Source organism: Chitinophaga varians (assembly GCF_014529945.1).
GTDB classification, from domain to species: Bacteria; Bacteroidota; Bacteroidia; order Chitinophagales; family Chitinophagaceae; genus Chitinophaga; species Chitinophaga varians.
In genome coordinates this window covers 91,509-108,365 of sequence record NZ_JACVFB010000010.1, presented here as the reverse complement: position 1 = coordinate 108,365, position 16,857 = coordinate 91,509, and the positions used below count along the sequence as shown (strand labels likewise).

General features: G+C 52.4%; 13 protein-coding genes. 4 read left to right on the top strand and 9 right to left on the bottom strand.

Going from position 1 to position 16,857, the window contains the following annotated elements; genetic code table 11:
* Positions 1-71: 71 nt before the first annotated feature.
* Positions 72-1,070 (bottom strand): sterol desaturase family protein, encoded by a 999-nt coding sequence (locus ICL55_RS34500; RefSeq protein ID WP_188106543.1) that lies wholly within the window; start codon positions 1,068-1,070, stop codon positions 72-74.
* Positions 1,071-1,161: 91 nt separating this feature from the next.
* Here ICL55_RS34500 and ICL55_RS34495 point away from each other — a divergent pair, with 91 nt between their 5' ends.
* Complete coding sequence (locus tag ICL55_RS34495) at positions 1,162-2,070, top strand: alpha/beta fold hydrolase (RefSeq protein ID WP_188106541.1); 909 nt, start codon at positions 1,162-1,164, stop codon at positions 2,068-2,070.
* A gap of 3 nt (positions 2,071-2,073) precedes the next feature.
* Here the strand turns inward: ICL55_RS34495 and ICL55_RS34490 are convergent, their stop codons facing one another.
* Positions 2,074-2,784, bottom strand: a complete 711-nt coding sequence (locus ICL55_RS34490; protein WP_188106539.1) for a LytR/AlgR family response regulator transcription factor — start codon at positions 2,782-2,784, stop codon at positions 2,074-2,076.
* A gap of 15 nt (positions 2,785-2,799) precedes the next feature.
* The gene (locus ICL55_RS34485; protein ID WP_188106537.1) at positions 2,800-3,888 is read right to left on the bottom strand and encodes a sensor histidine kinase; all 1,089 of its coding nucleotides are present in this window, start codon (positions 3,886-3,888) and stop codon (positions 2,800-2,802) included.
* Between the two features lie 382 nt (positions 3,889-4,270).
* Here ICL55_RS34485 and ICL55_RS34480 point away from each other — a divergent pair, with 382 nt between their 5' ends.
* The gene (locus ICL55_RS34480) at positions 4,271-5,392 is read left to right on the top strand and encodes a metallophosphoesterase (RefSeq protein ID WP_246496853.1); all 1,122 of its coding nucleotides are present in this window, start codon (positions 4,271-4,273) and stop codon (positions 5,390-5,392) included.
* A 128-nt stretch (positions 5,393-5,520) separates the two neighbouring features.
* Positions 5,521-6,090, top strand: coding sequence for a hypothetical protein (locus tag ICL55_RS34475; RefSeq protein ID WP_223151693.1), 570 nt, complete (start codon positions 5,521-5,523; stop codon positions 6,088-6,090).
* 104 nt (positions 6,091-6,194) lie between these two features.
* On the opposite strand, the gene ICL55_RS34470 is transcribed toward ICL55_RS34475, so the two are convergent.
* Positions 6,195-6,572, bottom strand: a complete 378-nt coding sequence (locus ICL55_RS34470; protein WP_188106532.1) for a VOC family protein — start codon at positions 6,570-6,572, stop codon at positions 6,195-6,197.
* A 96-nt stretch (positions 6,573-6,668) separates the two neighbouring features.
* Here ICL55_RS34470 and ICL55_RS34465 point away from each other — a divergent pair, with 96 nt between their 5' ends.
* Positions 6,669-7,691: a serine hydrolase domain-containing protein gene (locus ICL55_RS34465; protein ID WP_188106529.1), complete on the top strand. Its 1,023-nt coding sequence runs from the start codon at positions 6,669-6,671 to the stop codon at positions 7,689-7,691.
* 40 nt (positions 7,692-7,731) lie between these two features.
* Here the strand turns inward: ICL55_RS34465 and ICL55_RS34460 are convergent, their stop codons facing one another.
* Genes ICL55_RS34460 through ICL55_RS34440 form a run of 5 tightly spaced genes read right to left on the bottom strand, consistent with a single transcriptional unit; the run spans position 7,732 to position 16,746 of the window.
* Positions 7,732-8,463: a glucosamine-6-phosphate deaminase gene (locus ICL55_RS34460; protein WP_188106526.1), complete on the bottom strand. Its 732-nt coding sequence runs from the start codon at positions 8,461-8,463 to the stop codon at positions 7,732-7,734.
* Between the two features lie 58 nt (positions 8,464-8,521).
* Positions 8,522-9,982: a Gfo/Idh/MocA family protein gene (locus tag ICL55_RS34455; RefSeq protein WP_188106523.1), complete on the bottom strand. Its 1,461-nt coding sequence runs from the start codon at positions 9,980-9,982 to the stop codon at positions 8,522-8,524.
* 7 nt (positions 9,983-9,989) lie between these two features.
* On the bottom strand, positions 9,990-12,047 hold the full coding sequence (locus ICL55_RS34450; protein ID WP_188106521.1) for an alpha/beta hydrolase: 2,058 nt from the start codon (positions 12,045-12,047) through the stop codon (positions 9,990-9,992).
* Between the two features lie 25 nt (positions 12,048-12,072).
* The gene (locus tag ICL55_RS34445; RefSeq protein ID WP_188106518.1) at positions 12,073-13,623 is read right to left on the bottom strand and encodes a SusD/RagB family nutrient-binding outer membrane lipoprotein; all 1,551 of its coding nucleotides are present in this window, start codon (positions 13,621-13,623) and stop codon (positions 12,073-12,075) included.
* Positions 13,624-13,641: 18 nt separating this feature from the next.
* Positions 13,642-16,746, bottom strand: coding sequence for a SusC/RagA family TonB-linked outer membrane protein (locus ICL55_RS34440; protein WP_188106515.1), 3,105 nt, complete (start codon positions 16,744-16,746; stop codon positions 13,642-13,644).
* Positions 16,747-16,857: the final 111 nt, after the last annotated feature.

Here is a 16,857-nt window from a genome sequence, read left to right as displayed (position 1 = left end):
AAACGGGCATCGCCCCTATCAAAACACAGTAGCCCGGGGCGATGCTCCGGGCTATTGTGTTGGTTACCGGGTCAAAGTGCCGCTGCTACCATCTCCTCCTGATACGCTTTTTTGACCACCTTAGCGGTTTTATGATCGCCCGTATGGCTCCATCCCGGCGGCATCACGATGTACAACAACTTGTTGACAATCCCCGGCGCCTTGCGGATATCTTTCCACAAACAATACAACTCTCCAAAATATACATCCAGCAGATTACCCGGATTCATCTCCCGCGTAATGCCGTATTCAATTTTCACGGTTCTTTTTTCGGGTTGAAAAGTACCGAAAACCTTGTCCCATATATTGAGCAGGTTACAGAAATTGGTGTCCATATACTCCGGGTTTTTAGCATGATGCACCCGGTGGTACGACGGCGTAAGGATGATGCGGTTCAGAAAACCCATTCTGCCATCCGGCAGAATATTTTCGCCCACATGAATAAAAGCGCCCCAGGTACCATCGATGAACATGATCAGGAACAACATAGGCGGATTTACGCCCGCCAGTATACAGATAGACGTGCGGATCACGTCTGCATAGGGCGCTTCCAGAAAGAAATGCGCATAGGTGACAGACAGGTTCATGGCCTGCGGCGCATGATGGGTGGAATGCAGGCACCAGAAAATACGCACTTTGTGTCCCAGATAATGATAGATGAAATGCGCGAACTCCCAGATTATATAGCCATAGATAAACCAGTACCAGGTAAACGTTGTCTGAAAAGGCGCGATCTTTTCAAATACCCCGATACAAAAAGCAATGGCCGCGATGGAAATAAACCGTGAGATAAATCGATTAAGCACAAAAATCAAAAAAGGAATTTTGTAGTCTTCTATCTTAAACCGCTTGTAAATCAGCGCGCGGGTGACTTCTATCAACAGCAAAAAAGGTATCACCGGTGAAACAACAGACAGGATTCCATTGAAGGTAAGCAACGAGGAATAATTGCCGGTACGGTACAGTTCCAGAAGGTTTCCGATACCCAGGAAAGAAATCAGCTCCTGGTACAATGTGTGGAGAATGGCCATAACAGGATAATTAAAAAAGATCAGTAACGTGGGAAAAGTTCTCCCGGGAAAATAGTATAAATTCGGGAAGATTTTACCCGAAATTGTTCTTATGAGAAAATTTTCTATCCTGCTGACTTTACTATTGTCTGCTACCCTGTTAAGCTCCAGCCAGTCAACCGACTCCATTCGAACCTCCTGGGGCCATCTGTATTATCATCTTTACGGCAAAGGTGAACCCATCCTTGTATTATCCGGCGGGCCGGGCAATTCCTGTTTGCAGCAGGCGGAAGTGGCCGCTGAACTGGGCAAAACCCATCAGGCCATTTTGCTGGAACAGAGAGGCACCGGCTTGTCCATCCCGGTACCGATGGATTCCACTACCATCAACCTGAAAGCAGCCGTGGAAGACGTACGCCTGCTGACCGACCACCTTCATCTCGCCAAAGTGACCATCTATGGCCACTCCTGGGGCGCCATGCTGGCCATGAACTTCGCTGTTACTTACCCGCAACGGGTGAAAAAACTGGTACTCGCCTGCCCGGGCTATTACAAATTTGATCCTGGCTTTTTTGCTACGCACATCAACAACCTGCGGGTAAAAATGGGGCTGCACGACATCGTCCGTTATGATTCCCTGGAGAAGAAGATAAGCGGCCACCAGGCCACCAAAGCGGATTCTGTGGAGTACAACCGCATCATCCGGATGTCGTACATCTATGATAAAACGATGATCGACAGCATGCTGAAAAAAATCGATGTGGCCCCTTCCAACACTACCATGCAGCTGCTCATGATCCAGGACCTGAACCGCACCCATTACGATCTGAGCAAAACACTGCCCCGTTACAAAGGCCCGATGTACGTGATCGGCGGTGCACAGGACGCGTTGTCATTCTATACGTATGAGCTAAAACAGGTACATCCATCGGCCATCCTGTACTGGATACAGGGTTCCGGCCACTTCCCCATGTTTGAGCAGCGGAAAGCTTTCTTTGAAACATTGAAAAAGACGTTGTAGTCCTCACTCCTGACGGAATGCGGTCATCACCTGCTGCCGGTACGACTGGCTCACCGGCAGCACGGTGCCATCTGTCAGCGTAAGGCGGTTGCCCCCCAGCACCCTGATCGCACTACAGGCCACCAGGAAAGAGCGGTGTATCCGGACAAATCCGGCCGGCAACAACAACTGCTCCAGCTCTTTCATCGTCAGCAAAGTAAGATAAGGCTGCGGCCCTGCATAAATCTTCATATAATCGCCCGCCGCTTCTATATAACGGATCTGGCTATACGTCACTTTTTCCAGTCCCTCCCGGCCTTTTAACATCAGAAAGGGCACGTCCACCGCCGTTTCCGGCTGTGGCACATTCGTTTTGTCTCCCGCCAGCACACGCCGCACCTTGCTGACGGCCCGTTCAAACCGTTCCGGAGAAAAAGGCTTCAGCAGATAATCAACAACGTCCAGCTCAAACCCCTCCAGCGCATGGGCGGCATAGGCTGTCGTCAGCACCACCGCCGGCGGCTCTTTCAGGCTTTTGAGAAAATCCAGCCCATTCATCAGCGGCATATTGATATCCAGGAAAAGTAAATCCACCTGAAGCTGGTGCATGGCCGCAAAGGCCGCTATCGGATTACGCACTTTACCGGCCAGCATCAGGTCGGGCGTTTGCAGGATATAATGCTCCAGTATCTCGTGTGCCACCGGCTCATCATCTACTATCAGGCATCGGATCATTTTGTATCATTTAGTTTATTCCATGTCAATGTGCAGGCTGGCCCGGTACAGGCCTTCAGCAGACTCCAGTTTCAGTTCGTGCCGCCCCGGATAGTACAGTTCCAGCCGGCGGCGTACATTGGCCAGCCCTATACCGCTCCGCTGCACCGGCATCCCCGGCACCACGTCGTTTTCCACGGTACAGGACAGTTTCCCGCGCTGCGCCCGGATAATAATACTGGCGTAACCGTTATCCTCCACACACAAGGCGCCGTGTTTGAAAACATTTTCCATCAGCGGCAGCAGCAGCAAAGGCGCCAGCCGGTAGTGGGCCGAGTCCGTATCTACATGCATCCGCAACTGCGCAGCAGGATATTTTTGTTGCTCCATGTCCAGGTACTGCTGCAGGAACACCACTTCTTTTTCCAGCGAAATCAGCTGTCCGGGCGCTTCATAGAGCACATACCGCATCATTTCCGCCAGCTTCAGTATCTGTCCGGGTGTTTTCTCCGGCTGCTTCAGGCTCATAGCATACAGGCTGTTGAGCGTATTGAACAGAAAATGCGGATTGAGTTGCCCTTTCAGCGCATCCAGCTGCAGCTGCATATTGGCTTCCTGCACCTGGCGCCGGTGATGTTCTTTTTCAAAGGTCTCCCGGACAAACAGAATAGAGGAAAAAACCGCAAAATCAGTGAACAACCATTCCATATGCACGGCTGCAAAAGGCCATCGGATCCCCAGCAGCTGGTGCCGGTACTCGGCTTCAAAGCCGCGGCTCAGCACCGGATCTGTTGACAGCCAGGCAAAGAGCTTATTGACCAGCAAAGCATCGTACTTGCCCAGATAACCGAAACACACGATCACCGCCGGCAGCACCCAGCCGTACATTTTTTTCCGCAACAGCCAGGGCATCAGCCAACGATAATATATCACCACATAGGCCGTCAGCAATAAACTGAACAGGATGAGCTGCGGATACGGCAGGTCGTTGCCCGGGATATGCGGGAACTTGTAATAACCCAGTAGTTCACTGTATTTGTACATGCACACGTACAAAAAAATCACCGACCACTCATACACCGCCGGAAACCGGCTCCTCCCCTGCTGTAATGACTTTTCCTGCATACAACCTTTTCTTCAATAATGAAATGAATGCGTCAATTTACAACAACTGTTCGACGAAACAGGCCTTTTTTTCGACGAATGAAGCCACCGGACACCTTCGGCTATTATAACCGGCCGTTCGACGGTTCACATGCCTCCATCCCGCGGCAGCGTATTTGTTTTGCTACCGGTGCCGCTCCTTCCGCCAGGTCTGATGCCACCCTGCCCGGGCTGAAGCCCCGGATTATGTTGTCATGCAGGTTCATTATCGGTAAATATTTAAAGCGCCGATGATGGACCTTTTTCGGGGCGAGGTTAAATTTTACCCTGTTTTTTAGCCGCCGGGTTTCTCCAACATCCTAAAAATTTCCACTATCTTGTTGCCTGAGTTAATCTAAACCCGTTGTCAAATCCAATTAAAAAGGCACTGGCCCGGCTGATCATCCGGATGTCTGACCGCTTGTCGTCCCGCCCGGACAAAAACGCCGTATTTAAATCCCTGTCGCTACTGTACGACCGTATCCTGCAAGGGAAAAAGGATAGCGGCTTGCTCGTGCCCTTCGACCTGCAACAGGGGCGTTTCATTATTTTTTCCGACCAGCACAAAGGCTGCCGCGATGCCGCGGATGACTTCAAAGATGCCGCCAGCGCCTATACAGACGCGTTGGAGCATTATTACGATCATGGCTATACGTTGATCAACCTGGGGGATTGTGAGGAGCTATGGGAAAACAAACCCTCTGCCGTGATGCAGTATAACGAACCGCCCCTGCGGGCAGAAGCGCGCTTCCTTCAAAAGAAACGGTATTACCGCATTTTTGGCAACCACGACCTGGAATGGCATTACGCCGTGCCCCGCCGCCAGTTCCTGCGGCCCTTTTTCGGCAAAAAGCTGCGGGTATATGAAGGACTCGTATTACAAACCCAATATAACGGTAACGCCTATATGGTCTTTCTGGCACATGGTCATCAGGGCGACAAACGCAGCGATGGCAACGCTTTCAGCAAATGGTTCGTAGCCGCCATCTGGACACCGGTGCAACGTTTCCTCGATATCCACCCCGATACCCTTTCCGAGTCATTTGACCTGGTAGACGCGCATAACATCATGATGTATGAATGGAGCCTGCAAACCGCCAATACATTGTTTATCTCCGGACATACCCATAAACCTGTCTTCGCCTCGCTGGACCATATCGACCGGCTCACCAAACAGCTGCAGCGGGCTTCCGCCGATAATGATCTGACAGCCGCGGCTGCGCTGCAAACCGAACTGCGCCAGCGACAGGAAGAATATGCAGGTAAACAATTCGTGAAAACCATGGCGCACCCCACCTATTTTAATACCGACTGTTGCTGCTTCAGTGATGGCGACATTACCGGGATAGAGATCGCAGACGGCTTCATCCGCCTCATCAAATGGAGCCGCAAAAGCGGCACCGTCACGCATCGCAGGGTGCTGGAGGAAGCTCCGCTGTATTACCTTTTTGATCAGCTGCCCGGTAGTATTCAAACGATCCGTTAATTGTATATTCTTTAGCAGGGAGAAAAGAACAATCGCCACCGCGGTATTGTTAGCAGTATGGTGATGTGTTCCCTATAGGGGGAATATTACCTGTCATGAAAACTATCGTTGATCCTAAAACCCTGCATATGAAAAGGTTGATTGTTCTCATGGCGCTGCCCATGTTTATTGCGTTCTGTGCAGCCAATGCACAGGAGCCACTGATGGCCCGCGCCGACAAAAAAGAAATCCGTAAGGAAAAACATGCTGAAAGAAAATCCCTGCGTGCATTAAGAGGACGGGACGTCAGCTACGAGTCCAAAATGCGCTTCGGACAAGACTTCGGCAATATTTCAGACGTGGTCTGGGAACGGACCACCTACTTCGACAAGGCTTCTTTTACCAGCAAAGAGGGCAAACCTATGACTGCTTTTTATGACGAGCAGTCCAACCTGGTAGGCACTACCACGCCGGCCAAATTCACGGACCTGCCACCGGCTGCACAGCGGGACATCGAAAAGCATTACAAAAACTACGCGAACGCTAACGTCATATTCTTTGACGACAACGAGTTTAATCAGACCAATATGATTATCTACGGAGAAGAATTTGAAGATGAAGACAATTATTTCGTGGAAGTAAAAGACGATAACAATAAACTTATCGTACTACGGGTAACACCGGAAGGAGAAGTGACTTACTTTTCAGACGTTAAATGACATTTAAACATTTTTTTATTTTGATATTTAGTCATTTTGATTCCGTCATCAATACAAAGTGGAATCAAAATGACTAAATATCAAAATAAAAAAATAAAAAAATGTTATGATTGCAGCACGGAGAGGATATTCCCTGCCGGATCTGCAAACCAGGCGATGGCCATTCCCCGTTCTTTATCCCGGAAAATACCTTTTTCATCCGTCCCTATTTCACCTTCGTATTGCAGGAACTTAATACCCTTCTGAGTAAGCTGTTCCACAGCATCGTCCACATTGTCTACAATAAAATTCAATACGGTAAAAGTGGCCGGCTCATGATTCGGCTTGGGATACAGAAAAATTTTGGATCCACCGTTTACCTGTAACTCCAGCCCTTCCGGTGTTTCGGCAACTTCCAACCCAACCTTGTCGTGATAGAACTGTTTAGCCTGTTGCAGATCGCTGACGGAAAAGCTGCTGAAGGCCCCTGAATGTTTAAGCATACGCTAAGGTTTAAAAGATGAGGAATACCCCAGTTCCTCAATTTTGTAACCAGAAAAGTAAAATGCGTTACATTCATGTTACCTAACCTCGTTTCTATGCGATGGACATCCATACTGCTGCCGGCCCTGATGATCGCGCTACAGGGCGCCGGTCAGTCCCTGCCAGATACGGCGGCGGCGCTGACAAACAATGCCGCGGTATATCAGCTGGTGATATCCCAAAACGGACAAATCATCTTTAACCATACCTACAACGGTCAACGGCCGGACACCCTCCACAACAGCCAGTCCCTGACCAAAAGCATACTGTCCATCCTGATCGGTATTGCCATCGACAAAGGCGATATCGCTTCCGTGGACCAGGAAATCGGTGCCTGGTTTCCGGAGCTGGCCAAAGACCCCGATTCCCGCAAACAACATATCACGTTGCATCAGATCATGGACCAGGCCTCCGGGCTGTGGCATGAAAACCTCGAAGGCGGACTGGGTGAATACCTCTCACAGCCTGCCCCCTCCCAATATGTGCTGGCCCAACCGCTGGTCAGTGCGCCGGGAGCAGTGTTTCATTACAATAACGCCGCCACGCACCTGCTTTCTGTTATACTCACCAGGGCGACCCATATGCCTACGGCAGTATTCGCCCAACGTTTTCTGTTCAACAAACTGGGCGTTCAGCAAGTTGACTGGAAAAAGATGAACGACGGATATGATGATGGCGCAGGGCTCCACAGTGTTTATCTGTCTACCACAGCTATCAATAAAATCGGGAACCTCCTCTTGCAGGAAGGGCGATATAACGGCCAAACCGTGGTATCCGGAAAATGGGTACGCATGCTGTTGCAGCCACCACTTACACGAGCTACCAACTGGGGTTTTGACGGCTCACAATATGCTTTATGCTGGTATCATGTACGCTATGAAAATCAGCCCGTTACTTACGGCATGGGATGGGGTGGACAATATATGATCATCATTCCCCACTTCAAAGCGGTGATCGCTATACATGAGCGGGTAAACGACGCGACTGCCGTGCGGCAGGCGTTGTATTTTGAAAAAGAGATCTTCCCGCTATTATGGCGTTATCTGCAAACAAAAGATAAAATGGCAGCAGGCCATTAACCATACAACACCTGCTGCCCGTTAGCCACTAAAACCTGCCTTATGCCAGTAATGCCGCTGCGGCAGTATCGAGATAAAAAGTACAATGCGGATGTTGCTGCAAGATGCTGGCCGGAAACAGATTGCTGACCGGTTGTTCCAGGCTGTTTTTTACGGCGGTGGCCTTTCTTTCACCAGGCACCGAGCAGATGATATGTTTCGACAACATAATCTGGTGCACAGACATGCTGATGGCTTGCGCCGGCACGTCTGCCGCTGTTTCAAACCATCCTTCGTTGGCCTGCTGCTGCCGGCAGGCCTGGTCCAGGTTTACCACCAGATAAGGCGCTTTGGTGGTGAAGTCAGCCGGAGGGTCATTAAAAGCGAGGTGACCATTCTCCCCTACGCCGACTAACGCCACGTCAATGGGATGCGCCTGTATCAGGGCAGAAAGCCGGGCTATTTCCGTGTTGGGGTCTGTTTCTCCGTCAATCAGATAAGCGGCTTTGAGCGGTCCTACCTTCTGCAGAAAACGTTCTTTCAGGTATTTGCGGAAACTGGCCGGATGGGTAACCGGCAACCCGATATATTCATCGAGGTGGAACATCACTACCTTGCTCCAGTCGATATCGGTGGCGATCAGTTCCTGAAGGGTTTCAAACTGGCTGGTACCGGTAGCCAGAATTACGTTAGCCTGTCCTTTTTCATGGATAGCCTGCCTGATCAGTGCAGCCGCATCCTGACCGGCTGTTACCCCTAATTCCTGTGGGTTGTTTGATCGGATGATTTTCATGTATATGCTTTTTTAGTCGTGACAAATGGATGCCTGTCCGCAAAAGACAGCAAATCTTTTATTGTTTGTTTTCGGGAGATGCCTGCCTTTTGTTGACCACGCCGGTGTTGCCGCCCTGCGCCAGGGAGATGTCCACCGGTTGATTCTTTTTCCATGATCCGCCTGTAAAGTCAGGTACATCGATGGAATTGGAGCGATGGGCGATGGACCATTCACTCAGCGGCCAAATGGCGCTCCAGGTGGCCGCATCGTATACGTCCATGTCCATCGGGAGGCCGTTACGCAGACAGTCGATCAGGCGCCAGTCCATCATAAAGTCCATGCCGCCGTGGCCGCCTACCTGTTTGGCCATATCGCCGACCTTTCGTACGATGGCCGGCATGTATTGCTCTTCCAGCTTTTTGACGTCCGCTTCGCTGAGCCATCCTTCGTGGCTGGTAGCGATACGCGCAGGCAGCGGATATTTCTGGGCGGTGGCTTTGGTGCCGCTGATCAGATGAATGCGGGAGTAAGGCCGCGGAGAGGTAACGTCATGCTGCACCATAATGGTTTTGCCTTTGCGTGTACGGATCGTAGATACGTTCATGTTACCCCTGAAATGTGCGTTGGCGAATGGTTGATAGAAGCTGTCCTTCTCCGCCAGCGACACCGCATAGGGATGCATCATAAAATCATTCGATGACACGGATACCAGGTACTCCATGCTGTCGCCCCGGTTGATGTTAAGCACCTGACATACCGGCCCCAGTCCGTGCGTGGGATAGAGATTACCGTTATGTTTGGCATTTTCGCGGAGGCGCCAGTTGTTGTACCGTTTGGTTTTATCGAACATGCTTTCGAAGATATCGTGAAGATAGGCGCCTTCACAATGGATGATTTCTCCGAAGAAGCCCTGTCTCGCCATATTGAGCGTAAGCAGTTCAAAGAAATCGTAGCAGCAGTTTTCCAGCATCACACAATGTTTACGGGTACGTTCGGATGTTTCCACCAGGCGCCAGCAGTCTTCCAGCGTAGTGGCGGCGGGTATTTCCGTGGCCACGTGTTTACCATGCTCCATGGCATATACGGCTATGGGCGTATGCAGTTCCCACGGGGTAGCGATGTATATCAGATCGATATCGTTGCGTTCGCACATTTTTTTCCAGGCATCAGCAGATCCCGTGTATTCGTGAGGGTGATAACCGCTGTTGGCGATCCTTTTTTTGGCTTCTTCTATTTTTTCCGGACGGATATCGCAGAGTGCTTTTACTTCGATGCCCTGCAGCCAGGTGATACGTTCCACGGCCGCGCCGCCTCTGTTGCCGAGGCCTACGTAGCCGATGCGCACTGTATCAATTTTGGGGGCTGCATAGCCGCTCATATTAAAACGTTGCCGGCGGATTTGTTGCGCCTGTTGCAGCAGGTTATCGGGCATGCCGGCGGCATGAGCAGCTCCGATGCCCGGCAGCACGGCATTGCCGGTAATGCCGATACCGGCGAGGCCTGCCAGTTTGAGGAAATCCCTGCGATTATTTTTCATATGCATATTATTTTTCGATGTTAAAGGTGGTGTCCGTGGTGCGCACAATCAGCTGTCCACGCTGGCGGCAGCGTCTGCGCAACTCCTGGAACTCGTCCCGGTAAAATTTGAGCGGCAGTCCGCTGATCGGGTTACCGGACATGTCTACCGGCGCTATCAGCTCTATTTCGCGGCCGGTAAGCGCGGCGGCCAGCGATACGTCGCCCCATGACAGGAAGCCCGGCACATGGATGGCCATGTTGAAATAATCGATGCCCTGCCTGCCGGCAAACTGGTAGCTAATGGGACTGTTATGCAGCACCACTTTATGCACACCGGTTTCCAAGGCCGCGAGGAAAAGACCCGCCATGGCTGTTTCCCGGTACCCTTCCAGGGTAATGCGTTTCACGCCGTAGTGGCTCCGGAGGTAACTGGTCAACAGCCGCAGGTCGCTGACCCACTTGCCCTGCAGCGTATGCCCCAGCCAGAGCGCGCTGCGCGCCAGCGTATGGAAGCGGGGCAGGCTGCCGTCGGTCTTGTTGGCAGCTTCAGCGCTTTGTTCACCGGTGCCCCACAGATCGGCCAGCACTACGCCGTAGCCCTGTGCCAGCAGGTCGTCGATACGATCTGATGGTAAACTGTCTTTTCCGCCGCTATGGGTCAGCACCACATACCCGTTTTCTCTTTTGCGGGGCTTGCGGTGCAGCAGCGGCAGCATTTCCCCGTCAGTTGTTTCCAGTGCGAGCCGGTCCCACCCTTGTTCCGGCGCATAGGTATGTATCTTCTTCAGTTGCAGCGGTTGCTCCTTCAGAATAGCTTTCAGTCCCGCTCTTTTTTCTTTCACTTCCGGGCGATCGTGGCCCAGCATACCGGCGCGCCATTCGCTACCTGCCTGCCGGCACCAGGCGGCGGTGCTGAGCACATTGCTGTCGCGCTGCAACGAGGGGAACGTGAGCAGTTGCTGTGCGGGCAACAAAGCACTATTGGGCAGTGGTACCGCTGCGCCGTTGCCAATGCCTTTCAGTTGCTGGTCAAACCAACCCAGCATGGCGCTGCGTATTTCCGGCCAGTAGCCATGGGTGGTATCAAAGAGTTGGTATTGTAGCCTGTCGCCGGCTTTCAGCATCTCAAACAGCGGCATAGCGGCTTTATAACTGCGCAGCATCTCTGAAGGATAAAAAGATTTGCTGGCGTCCTTTTCCGCGTTGCATATTTTTAGTGCCCGTGGCGCTGCCATGGCGAGGATGCCGGCTTCTTCCGTGAAGGTAAGCCCGGAAGGCAGCAGCTCGCATACACAGTTACTGTGAAGGATATACGCTTCAAAGGTGCCTACGCTGACCACGGGTACCGCGGCTTTAATTCGTTCATCCATCGCCGTGAGCCACATGGTTTGATTACCACCGCCGCTGGCGCCGGTAGCGCCTATACGTTTTTTGTCGGCCTCCGGCAGACTGCACAGCAGGTCTACCCCGCGGATGTTATCGGTCAGCTGCATGCCCATGAGCGTAGCACCGGCGTTCATCAGCGAGGCGCCGAGATTAGCGCCATGGTATTCGGCTTCGCCGGGCGTGGTGGTCCTTTCTCCTGCGCCCCAGGCGTCGATATTGAGGCAGATATAGCCGTGGCTGGCCAGTTCATGGGCCGTGGCCTGCACCATATCGCCGGTACGCGCCCCGGGCCAGTGGCCATGCATATTGATCACCGCCGGGAAAGGGCCCGGGCCATCCGGCATATACAGATTGGCGGTAGCATATACGCCGGGCCGGGTTTGAAAAGAGATATTACGGATGCTGTAACCCTGTTGTGGTACACGCCCTGTTTCATGGATATCGAGCGGCAACGTATGATCTTCCTGCATGCCCGTTTCGCGGACGATCTTGCCGCGCAGCTCCTGCCGCCAGGTGGTCCAGCCCTCGGGCGTTTGCGGGAGCGTGGTATGCCGCTGGAAGGCGGCGGCAGCCTCCAGCTTCAGCTGTCTGTCAACAATATCCTCCCGCTCAGCGGGAAGCACTTTGGGCAAAGGCTGCCCCACAGCCAGAAAAACAGAAGTCATTACCATGAAAAACTGCACTATCGTATTCAACATCCAATGATTTTACTTATCCAATAAACTATTCCACGTCCCACCACAAGCGGGTGGCGGCGTTATCAGGCCCGCCCAGCAGCTGCACCCCTTTCTTCAGTTCAGCAGCATTGGTGGTAGCCTCCGCGGATGGATACGGCAACCGCTTGATAAATGTGCCGGCAGGCAGGTCGGCATTCTCCGACTGCAATACCGGGTACATCTTAGGATAACCGCTGCGACGGAATTCCGCCCAGCCCTCTATCCCATCGGGATAAATGGCGATCCATTTCTGGGTACCGATCTGCTGACGCTGTACGCCGGCACTGGCGCTAAATTTCACCGGTATATCGGCTACGGCAGGTGAATTGGCCACATCGCCCGGCGGTACCGGCACCGCGGCAGATTGCGTATAGGCGTTGATGATAGCAACATCGGTAACGCCCCACTGTTGCAGACTGGTTTCGATACCTTTCTCGTACAACGCCTGTGCGGTACCGCCCATATTCCAGCCGTTCACCGCGCCTTCTGCCCGCAGGAAATAAGCTTCGGCGGCGTAAAGAATGGTCTGGGAAGCTTCCAGCGCCGGCAACCAGGAGCTGCCGTTCCAGGTGACCCAATACGTGCCCGCGTTGGAAGTTTGTGCCGCCTGGTTCAGCGGATTGTTCAGCGCTACTGCCGGTGAACCATTGCGAACGCCTCTGAAAGTGCCACCAGCCACGGAAGGCTGGTACATCCTGCTCAACCGCGGATCATGATAACCCTTCAGGTAAGACAGCATCGTGGAGCTCATGCTAAACTCGTTATAAGAAGCAATCCTGGCCAGTCCATTACCGTCGCCGCCGTTAAGGGAACGTTTCAGTTTAGCCGTATGCGTGATATCGGTCATCACACCGGCAGCTACGGCCGCTTCGGCTTCCTGTTTGGCCCGGTCGGGCTGTATCCGGGAAATCCGCAGCGCCAGCCGGAGCCGCAGCGTATTGGCAAAACGTATCCACTGTTGTACGTCGCCGCCATAGAAAAGGTCATAGGTGCCAAACACATTAGCGGTACCCGCCTGTTGCAGATTTTTTACGGCATGGTCCAGCCGCTTGAAAAAATCATCATAGATCTTATCCTGCGCATCATAGGCGATCACATCCTGCGCCTTGCCGGCATCAAAATAAGGTACCGGTCCGAAGTAATCTGTCATATGATGAAAGGCATACACCCACATGATCTCGGCCAGCGCATATTCCCCGGAAGCCTTGTCTGTCTTTTCAAAAATGGTAAACAACTGCGGGACGGTCTGCACATAGGTGACAATACCAGGGCGTGGCAACCAGGCATCGTTGATCTGATAACGATCGGTCTGAAAACTGGTGGTGTTCAGCGCAAAGTATTGCGCATACAGGTCAGCATACAGGTTCTGCGTGGTCTGGTAATAACCCTGGTTGATGGCCGCAGAAGACTGCGCTTTGGAAAACATAAATGGTATCTCCCGCAAGCCCGCGTCGGTAATAGCGCCGGGATTGGTATTCAATTCATCAAAATTTTTGGTGCAGCCGTTCAGCATAGCAGCCATTACCAGCGGAAGTATATATCGGAATTGTTTTTTCATGGCAGTTGGTTTTAGCGGCTAAAAAGACAGGTTTACATTCAGGCCAAAGCTGCGGACAGCGGGCAACAGGCCGGCTTCGATGCCCTGGAAGTTGCTGGCGCCGTTGGCCATCTCCGGGTCTACCGGCAGCTTTCTTTTACCGACACCAGGTATCTCCAACAGTGCTTTCCCTCTGTACAGGTAGAAGAGATTGCGGCCGGTGAGCGATACCTTCGCCGCCTTCAGCACCTTATTATTCAGCTTAAAATCATACGCTACCGATAGTTCGCGCAAACGGAAGTTGGTGGCGCTGTAGGTAAAGAATTCACCATAAGCGTTACGACCGCCCTGTGATACCGTGGTCCAGAGGTCTTCCGCCTTAACAGCGATATTGTTTTGAGAGCCGTCCGGCAGGATACCGGGCAATATCAGGCCGCCATCACGGAAACGGGTGGTATAGTCCGCCACGCCGTAAGCCGCCAGGATGGCGTCTGTACCGGACACCAGCACTCCGCCTACTCTTCCGTCTATCAGAAAAGACAGCGAAAGGTTTTTATACTGCAACTGGTTATTCCAGCCCAGGGTGAAGTCGGGGTTGAAATTACCCAGCTTCTGGTTGGCTGTTACCACCGGCAAACCATTGGCATTGATCATCCGTTGCCCGGTTTTTTCATCGCGGCTCCAGGTGTAACCATAAATATCGCCGTAAGAGCCGCCCGGAGAAATCAGCAGGCTCCCGAAGATAATGGAGGGCGACAGGTTTGCCTGGTCTATGCCCGGCGCCAACGATAACACTTTGTTTTTATTGGTGGCGTAGTTCAGGGTGGTATTCCAGCTGAAACTATTTTTACGTATAGGCGTCGCTGTTAGCATCACTTCTATGCCTTTATTTTCAATATTACCGGCATTGATATACTGATTGGTAAATCCGCTGGCCTGCGGCAGGCCAATATAGATCAGCTGATTGATGGTGTTGTTCTTATAAACCGTTGCGTCCACGCCGAGGCGACCATCAAAGAAACGCGCTTCCAGACCCGCTTCGTAGGACTTAGTCTGCTCCGGCTTCAGGTCCCTGATGGACTTGGTCACGTTTCTGGAAACGAAGCCATTGCCCGCGCCCATGGCATAATCATATGTCTGCAACAACAGGTATGGGTCTGCATCGTTGCCCACCTGCGTATAGGACGCCCGCACCTTTCCGAAAGTGACCCAGGAAGGCATTTTGATCATATCAGACAATACAGCGGATAGTCCTACCGAAGGATAAAAGTAGCTATAAGGGCTGGGCAACGTAGAGGACCAGTCGTTACGCGCACTGACATCCAGGTAGAGGTACTGCTTAAAATCCAGCTGGGCGTTGCCGTATACCGACTGTATCTCTTTTCTGATGGTAGTATTGGAGAAAGCCGGCGCTGAGGCGAAGTTCAGGTTGAACTGATTGGGAACGCTCAGGCCATTGGCCAGCGATTGGGTGTTGTATCCCCGGCTGGTGAGCACACTCCCTCCCACGTTGTAACTAACGTGAAAATCCTTTGAAATGGTGTTGTTGCCGGATAACAGCAGGTCCATATTGCGTTCCCAATGATTCACGTATCCTTCCAGATAGCGGCCGCCTGGTTGCACCGGAAAGGCTACCGTACCGTCATAATAGGAAGCCGTTATTTTATCATCATAACGGTCAAGGCTATATCTTCCCTGTACGCTGAGCCAGTTGCGCAGCTGATATTTGACCAGCCCCATCAGCATGATACGGTTGCGCGATTCATTGAGGCTATTGCGGTATACGTCCCAGTAAGGGTTCTGGAAGGCGGAGGAATTGGTCCAGTAAACAGGGTACGGTTTACCCGTGGCATCGAACCCTTCGTAGCGTTTCAATGAATCCGGGCTGAGGTCCCGCGGCATGATATAGGCTTCGTTGGCCACGCCCTGGTCGCCCACGCGTGGTTTATTTTTGATATCCTGGCTGACGTAGGTCAGCTTTACGTCGGTGGTGAGGCGTGGCAGCACTTCCGCGTTCACGCGCAGGTTGAGCGTATTGCGTTGCAATGTGTTTTTAGGATAGATACCGCTGATGGCATTATTAGCGTAAGAAGCGTATCCCCTTATTTTGTCTGTACCGCCGGAAACATCCACGGCGTTGTTCACCGCCGTGCCGGTGTTGAAGAATCCGCGTACGTTATTGCCATAAGTCTGTGCCGGTGCGCCCCAGCTGCCGCCGGAGCGGGCGCCGAACTGACCACCGTTGCCACGGCCGTAGGTATTCTGGAACTTCATGAGCAGGTTGGGTTGATCAATGGATACGCCACCGTTATAGTGCATGGCCAGTTTGCCACTTTTACCGCTTTTGGTGGTGATGATAAGCGCGCCGTTGGCAGCACGGCTGCCATAGAGCGCAGCAGCGGCCGGGCCTTTGAGCACGTTGATCGACTCTACGTCCTGCGGATTGATGCTGGCCGCGCCGTCGCTGCCGGAATAGCCGCTGGCCGGGCTTTTCACCTGTGTAGACACCGCATTGGCAGAGCCTTTGCCACCGGTTTCCGTGCTCATGGTATTATCGATGGGCACACCATCTACCACAATGAGCGCATTGTTATTACCGCTGATAGAGCGGTTGCCGCGAAGCACTACCCTTACGGCGCCGCCGGGGCCAGACGCCGCCGGTGTCACCACTGCGCCGGCCACTTTACCATTGAGCGTATTCATGATATTGGCGCCCGGGTCTTTGACAGCGTTGATGCTTTCCGTTCCCAGTTGCTGGGTGGCATATCCCAGCGAGCGTGTTTTGCGTTCAATGCCCAGCGCTGTCACCACCACCTCGCTGAGGCTGGAAGAGCTTTCGCTAAGTGTCACCTCAATGGCGCTTCTACCGTTTACCGGTATCTCCTGACGGGCATATCCTAAAAAAGAAAATATCAGTGTGGCATTGGCAGGCACCGCAAGCGAGTACGTGCCCGTGGCGCTGGTAGTAACACCCTGTGTGGTGCCCTTAACGGTGATGGTCACCCCGGGAAGCGGCGCTTTGGAAACAGCGTCCTTCACAGTGCCCGTCACAGGAGAAGTTTGCGCCATCAGTTGGCAAGGCAGCGCAGCCAGAAAATATAGGGATAGGTACAATAATAGTCGGTGGTAATTACAGCTCTTCATACGCGCGAATTTTAATGAGTGATTCCTGGTTGGTTTCATGGCTGAAACATGGCCTAAAATACACCGCATTAAAACGTTTCGACGGAATTTCACCGGTAACGTTACCGAAAA

Coding starts and splice junctions, on each gene's coding strand:
- ICL55_RS34500 (WP_188106543.1), bottom strand. CDS start 1,070: ATGGCCATTCTCCACACATTGTACCAGGAGCTGATTTCTTTCCTGGGT.
- ICL55_RS34495 (WP_188106541.1), top strand. CDS start 1,162: ATGAGAAAATTTTCTATCCTGCTGACTTTACTATTGTCTGCTACCCTG.
- ICL55_RS34490 (WP_188106539.1), bottom strand. CDS start 2,784: ATGATCCGATGCCTGATAGTAGATGATGAGCCGGTGGCACACGAGATA.
- ICL55_RS34485 (WP_188106537.1), bottom strand. CDS start 3,888: ATGCAGGAAAAGTCATTACAGCAGGGGAGGAGCCGGTTTCCGGCGGTG.
- ICL55_RS34475 (WP_223151693.1), top strand. CDS start 5,521: ATGAAAAGGTTGATTGTTCTCATGGCGCTGCCCATGTTTATTGCGTTC.
- ICL55_RS34470 (WP_188106532.1), bottom strand. CDS start 6,572: ATGCTTAAACATTCAGGGGCCTTCAGCAGCTTTTCCGTCAGCGATCTG.
- ICL55_RS34465 (WP_188106529.1), top strand. CDS start 6,669: ATGCGATGGACATCCATACTGCTGCCGGCCCTGATGATCGCGCTACAG.
- ICL55_RS34460 (WP_188106526.1), bottom strand. CDS start 8,463: ATGAAAATCATCCGATCAAACAACCCACAGGAATTAGGGGTAACAGCC.
- ICL55_RS34455 (WP_188106523.1), bottom strand. CDS start 9,982: ATGAAAAATAATCGCAGGGATTTCCTCAAACTGGCAGGCCTCGCCGGT.
- ICL55_RS34450 (WP_188106521.1), bottom strand. CDS start 12,047: ATGTTGAATACGATAGTGCAGTTTTTCATGGTAATGACTTCTGTTTTT.
- ICL55_RS34445 (WP_188106518.1), bottom strand. CDS start 13,623: ATGAAAAAACAATTCCGATATATACTTCCGCTGGTAATGGCTGCTATG.
- ICL55_RS34440 (WP_188106515.1), bottom strand. CDS start 16,746: ATGAAGAGCTGTAATTACCACCGACTATTATTGTACCTATCCCTATAT.